The organism is Burkholderia sp. Ac-20353 (assembly GCF_017104785.1).
In the GTDB taxonomy this organism is placed as follows: domain Bacteria; phylum Pseudomonadota; class Gammaproteobacteria; order Burkholderiales; family Burkholderiaceae; genus Burkholderia.
In genome coordinates, this window is the sequence record NZ_JAAGPL010000365.1 from 1 (window position 1) to 4294 (window position 4294).

A 4294-nucleotide genomic window follows, 5' to 3' on the forward strand; every position below is an offset into this window, starting at 1 on the left:
GCCCGCGCGGCTGCGTGCGCAGGCGGGCCGGCTGCCGACGCCGTTCCGCGAGGTGCTCGACGACCTGTCGAACGTCGCGAACGGCAGCGTCGCGACCGTCGAGCAGCGCAGCGTCGCGCAGCGCGCGGGTGCGAACGTCGGAGATTTCTGCCGGCAGGCGATCGCGGGCCGCTATCCGTTCGCGCGCGGCGCGTCGCGCGACGTCGCGCCGTCGGATTTCGTGCAGCTCTTTGCGCCGGGCGGCCTGATGGACGACTTCTTCCAGAAGAACCTGCAGCCGATCGTCGATACGACGTCGCATCCGTGGCGCTTCGCGAACCGCAACGCGGATGCCGATCCGTCGGCGGCCGCGATGCTCGCGTCGTTCGAGAAGGCGGCGGTGATCCGCGACGTGTATTTCGGCGGCGGCGCGCGGACCGCGCAGTTGAAGGTGCAGATCGAGCCGGTCGAGATGGATCCGGCGATTTCCGAAATGGTGCTCGACGTCGACGGCCAGATCGTCCGCTACGCGCACGGGCCGCTCGCGTCGAGCGCCGTGCAGTGGCCGGGCCCGCGCGGCAGCAACCAGGTGCGGCTGCAGACCGCCGGGCAGGCCGGCGCCGCGGACGGCTTCGCGACCGACGGGCCGTGGGCGCTTCACCGCCTGTTCGACCGCGCGGCGCTGTCGGCCGGGCGCGGCCCCGAGCAGATGATCGCGCGCTTCACGGTCGACGGGAAACCGGTCGTGCTGCAGGTGACCGCGAGCAGTGTGCGCAATCCATTCAGGTTGGCCCAGATGGAGTCCTTTACATGCCCTCCGAAGCCATGAGTCCGACGCCGCCGCTCGCATATGACGGCGCACCGCCCGCGTGGTACGGAAAGATCCCCGGCGCCGGCGATTTCGTGAACCGCCGGTTGCCGCATGCGCTCGCCGGCTGGTGGGAGCGCTGGTTCCAGCAGGGGATGGCCGCGATGCGCCAGCGCGGCGCGGACGAGATCGAGCGCTACTACACGGTCGCGCCGGTCTGGAATTTCCTGATTCCGGCCGGCACCGGCACGCAGTGCGTGCAGCCCGGCTGTCTCGCGCCGAGTTGCGACCGCGTCGGGCGCTATTACCCGCTGCTGGTCACGCTGCCGCTCGGCGAGGCCGATTACTGGAGCGGGCTGCCGGATGTCGCGGACGCGTTCTACTGGCAGGTCGGCAGCGCGTTGCTCGACGCGATCCGGCACGCGCGCGCGCCGGGTGATCTCGAGGCGTCGCTGGAGAACGTGCGGCTCGTGCCGGGCGATGTGCTGCCGCGCGCTTACGGCGGCGTGGCGGGCGGAGTGTTGGCGACGCCGAGGTCGAAGTGGCAGTCGCAGTTGGAATCGGAGGTGGAGTCGGAGTCGCAACCCGAGCCGGAGCCCGAGCCGCCCGCGACGCCCGCGTGGCCGGGGCTGTCGGGCTATTTCGACCCGCACGGTGCGACGAGTTTCTGGTGGACCAATCGCGCCGACGGTTCGCCGCTGCGCACGCACGCGCATACGGGCGTGCCGGACAGCCTGCTGTTCCTGCGGCTGTTCGGCGGTAGCTTCTAGCGCGCAGCAGCGGACGACAGGCGGCGCGACGCATCGTGCCGCACGCCGGCGAGCGACGCACCGGCGCCACGGGTGCCACGGGTGCACACGATGCAGGCGCGCAATGGACGAAGAACGCAGGTCGCAGCACGCGGTATGGAGAGGCGGAGATGAAGGACCCGGTTTCGAGAGACAACGAGCAGGAGACGACGGACCGCGGCAGCGAGGCCGGATTCGCGGTGCGGCCGCTGCCGCTCGGCCATCGCCTTGGCGAGCTGCAGCTCGACGAGGTGCTCGGCGTCGGCGGCTTCGGGATCGTCTATCGCGCGTTCGACCGCACGCTGCGGCGCGCGGTGGCGATCAAGGAATACATGCCGTCGATGCTCGCGACGCGCGGCGGCGACTACACGGTGTCGTTGCGCTCCGAGCGGTTCGCACAGGCGTTCGACGCCGGGCGCGCCGCGTTCCTCAACGAGGCGCGGCTGCTCGCGCAGTTCGATCACCCGGGGCTCGTGAAGGTCCTGCATTTTTGGGAAAGTCACGGCACCGCGTACATGGTGATGCCGTTCTACGAGGGACGCACGCTCAAGCAGCTGCTCGACGGCGGCGTGCAGATGGGCGAGACCCAGCTGCGCAACGTGGTTGGCGCGCTGCTCGGTGCGCTCGACACGCTGCACCGCGCGCAGTGCTTCCATCGCGACGTCGCGCTCGACAACGTGCTGATCCGGCCCGACGGCAGTGCGATCCTGCTCGACTTCGGCGCGGCGCGCAAACGGATCGGCGATCTCGTCGACGACGGCGCGATGATGATCAAGCCCGGCTATGCGCCGATCGAGCAGTACACCGACGATCCCGCGTTCAGTCAGGGGCCGTGGACGGACCTGTACGCGCTCGGCGCGGTGATGCATGCAATGATCGCCGGCGAGCTGCCGCCTGCGGCGGTGGTGCGCAGCATCCAGGACACGTACCGGCCGCTCGCGACGCGCGCGCTGGCCGTGCGCGAGCTGTACAGCCCGGCGCTGCTTGCTGCGGTCGACCATGCGCTGCAGGTCCGGATCGAGGATCGGCCGGACTCGGTCGCGGCGTTCGCGGCGGAGCTCGGGTTGCGCGAGCCGGAGCGGCATGGGTATGGCGCGGGGCAGGCACCCGCGCGGCCAGCGGCGGATGAAGCGGGCGCGAACGCGGGGCAGGGTTCGGCTGTGCCGCAGTCGGCTACACCGAATGCGGCTGCCGGACAAGCCGCCGCGCATCACGCAACGGGACCGGGCGCCACGCCTCGGAACGACACCGGCGGCCCGGCAGCCGCTGCGTCGCCCGGCGCCGCAGCGCGCGTCACGTCAGATGACACGCGCCCCGGCATCGTCCGACGTCTGCCGGGCGATCGCCGGACGCAGCTCTTTGTCGGCGGCGCGATCGCGTTGCTGCTGGTGATCGGCATCAGCACCGCCTATCTGATGAAGCCGGCGCGCGACGCGGAGCCTGCATCGAGCGCGAACCCGCCGCAGGCCTCCACACCATCGCCGGCACCCGGCAGCAATCCGGCGGTGTCGCTCGCATCGCCAGGCCCGGCGCCCGCGCTTGCCCCACCGGTTACGGCGCAAACGCCTGCCGACGCATCGGCCCAGGCGTCCGCACCCGTCGTCGCCGATGTGCCGGCTAGCGAGTCTGTCGTGCCGCCTTCGCCTCCGTCGCAAGTCGCGGCGAACGACGCCGGCACGGGCGCCGGCGCCGCGCCGCGATCAACGTCACCGTCGTCTTTGCCGTCGTCGCCGGCCACGTCCGGGCCGAGCCTCGCGCCGGCGGGGAGCCTCGATGCGTCCGAGCGTGTCGTCAACGTGCCGTCGGGTGACAACGCCGCGCGTCCAGCCGCCGCGCCTGCTGCAGCCACGCCTGCCACAACCGCGATGAGCTCGGCAGCGACCACAGCGACCACAGCGACCACAGCGGCGCTCGAGGCGGCCCCCGAGCCGCGTCCACCCGAGCCGCCGCCTGAAACCGTCGCGGTGCGTTTCCACGTGCGGCCGTGGGGCGACATCTACGTGAGCGGAGTGAGGCGTGGTGCGAGCCCGCCGCTGCGCTCGGTGTCGCTGTCGCCGGGCACGTACCAGATCGAGATCCGCAACGGCACGCTGCCGCCGTTGCGGCGCACTGTGAAGATCGACGCCGGCAGCAAGCCGATCAGCATCGACTATGCCTTCGAATGACACCGGCCGGGTGCCGCGCCGCCTTCAGCCACAGGAACGCTCATGCCGCACGCAGACCTGATCGAACGATTGCTTACCGCCGTCGCGCCGCACGCGCCGTGCGGTACGAATCTCGAGTACGACGCGGATTTCCTGCTGCTGCGGGAACGTGCGACGCCGCGTACCGAACAGCAATACGGCGACACCGTGATCCCGGCCGAAACGCCGGACTGGGGTGCCGTCGAGCAGCTCGCGCTCGCGCTGTGCGAGCGGACGAAGGACCTGCGCGTCGCCGCGCATCTGACGCGGAGCTGGACCGAGCTACGCGGCCTGCCTGGTCATGCGGACGGCCTCGCGCTCGTCGCGGGGCTGCTCGAACGCTGGTGGGACGACGTGCATCCGCGTGTCGACGCCGATGGCGATACGGACCCGACGCCGCGCATCAACGCGCTGGCCGAAGTCGCGGGCGCGCACGACTGCGCGCGGGCGGCACGGCGCCAGCCGTTGCTCGACGGCGGCCCGAGCGTGCGAGACGCCGAGCGCATCCTCGACGGCCGCGACGACGTCGCGATGCG

Annotated in this window: 4 protein-coding genes; all 4 read left to right on the top strand. The window is 71.5% G+C overall.

Translation table 11 applies throughout. The features are described from left to right. A partial coding sequence (locus G3N94_RS40090) for a type VI secretion IcmF C-terminal domain-containing protein (protein WP_277398610.1) occupies positions 1-808 on the top strand: 808 nt, incomplete at its 5' end. After that, positions 805-1557 carry a type VI secretion system-associated protein TagF gene (gene tagF, locus G3N94_RS40095; RefSeq protein WP_205799721.1) on the top strand — a complete coding sequence of 251 codons (753 nt, stop codon included), beginning with the start codon at positions 805-807 and terminating at the stop codon, positions 1555-1557. The genes G3N94_RS40090 and tagF, both read left to right, overlap by 4 nt. 149 nt (positions 1558-1706) lie before the next feature. Beyond that, positions 1707-3740, top strand: coding sequence for a serine/threonine-protein kinase (locus tag G3N94_RS40100; protein ID WP_205799719.1), 2034 nt, complete (start codon positions 1707-1709; stop codon positions 3738-3740). Between the two features lie 42 nt (positions 3741-3782). Then, positions 3783-4294: type VI secretion system protein TssA (gene tssA, locus G3N94_RS40105; protein ID WP_205799720.1), on the top strand; the 512-nt coding region annotated here is incomplete at its 3' end.

What these genes read in the sequence shown, in the direction of transcription:
- tagF (WP_205799721.1), top strand. Translation starts at nt 805, where the DNA reads ATGAGTCCGACGCCGCCGCTCGCATATGACGGCGCACCGCCCGCGTGG.
- G3N94_RS40100 (WP_205799719.1), top strand. Translation starts at nt 1,707, where the DNA reads ATGAAGGACCCGGTTTCGAGAGACAACGAGCAGGAGACGACGGACCGC.